General features: G+C 52.7%; 1 rRNA gene. It reads right to left on the reverse strand.

The annotated features are described in order from the left end of the window. Positions 1-20: 20 nt before the first annotated feature. Positions 21-1,551, reverse strand: a 16S ribosomal RNA gene (locus K0F85_RS28250). Positions 1,552-1,561 lie beyond the last annotated feature (10 nt).

Consider the following 1,561-nt stretch of genomic DNA (forward strand, 5'->3'; position numbering starts at 1 on the left):
CTGATTCGTGCAAACTCTAGAAAGGAGGTGATCCAGCCGCACCTTCCGATACGGCTACCTTGTTACGACTTCACCCCAGTCACGAATCCTACCGTGGTAAGCGCCCTCCTTACGGTTAAGCTACCTACTTCTGGTAAAACCCGCTCCCATGGTGTGACGGGCGGTGTGTACAAGACCCGGGAACGTATTCACCGCGACATGCTGATCCGCGATTACTAGCGATTCCAACTTCATGCAGTCGAGTTGCAGACTACAATCCGGACTACGATACACTTTCTGCGATTAGCTCCCCCTCGCGGGTTGGCGGCGCTCTGTATGTACCATTGTATGACGTGTGAAGCCCTACCCATAAGGGCCATGAGGACTTGACGTCATCCCCACCTTCCTCCGGTTTGTCACCGGCAGTCTCATTAGAGTGCCCTTTCGTAGCAACTAATGACAAGGGTTGCGCTCGTTGCGGGACTTAACCCAACATCTCACGACACGAGCTGACGACAGCCATGCAGCACCTGTGTACTGGCTCTCTTTCGAGCACTCCTCAATCTCTCGAGGATTCCAGCCATGTCAAGGGTAGGTAAGGTTTTTCGCGTTGCATCGAATTAATCCACATCATCCACCGCTTGTGCGGGTCCCCGTCAATTCCTTTGAGTTTTAATCTTGCGACCGTACTCCCCAGGCGGTCTACTTCACGCGTTAGCTGCGTTACCAAGTCAATTAAGACCCGACAACTAGTAGACATCGTTTAGGGCGTGGACTACCAGGGTATCTAATCCTGTTTGCTCCCCACGCTTTCGTGCATGAGCGTCAATCTTGACCCAGGGGGCTGCCTTCGCCATCGGTGTTCCTCCACATATCTACGCATTTCACTGCTACACGTGGAATTCTACCCCCCTCTGCCAGATTCTAGCCTTGCAGTCTCCAATGCAATTCCCAGGTTGAGCCCGGGGATTTCACATCAGACTTACAAAACCGCCTGCGCACGCTTTACGCCCAGTAATTCCGATTAACGCTTGCACCCTACGTATTACCGCGGCTGCTGGCACGTAGTTAGCCGGTGCTTATTCTTCAGGTACCGTCATTAGCAAGAGATATTAGCTCTCACCGTTTCTTCCCTGACAAAAGAGCTTTACAACCCGAAGGCCTTCTTCACTCACGCGGCATTGCTGGATCAGGCTTTCGCCCATTGTCCAAAATTCCCCACTGCTGCCTCCCGTAGGAGTCTGGACCGTGTCTCAGTTCCAGTGTGGCTGGTCGTCCTCTCAGACCAGCTACTGATCGATGCCTTGGTAGGCTTTTACCCTACCAACTAGCTAATCAGATATCGGCCGCTCCACGAGCATGAGGTCTTGCGATCCCCCACTTTCATCCTTAGATCGTATGCGGTATTAGCGTAACTTTCGCTACGTTATCCCCCACTCTAGGGTACGTTCCGATATATTACTCACCCGTTCGCCACTCGCCACCAGAGCAAGCTCCGTGCTGCCGTTCGACTTGCATGTGTAAGGCATGCCGCCAGCGTTCAATCTGAGCCAGGATCAAACTCTTCAGTTTAATCTCTGTT

Origin of the sequence: Janthinobacterium sp. UMAB-56 (assembly GCF_900095265.1) — a bacterium.
Taxonomy (GTDB): domain Bacteria; phylum Pseudomonadota; class Gammaproteobacteria; order Burkholderiales; family Burkholderiaceae_D; genus Janthinobacterium.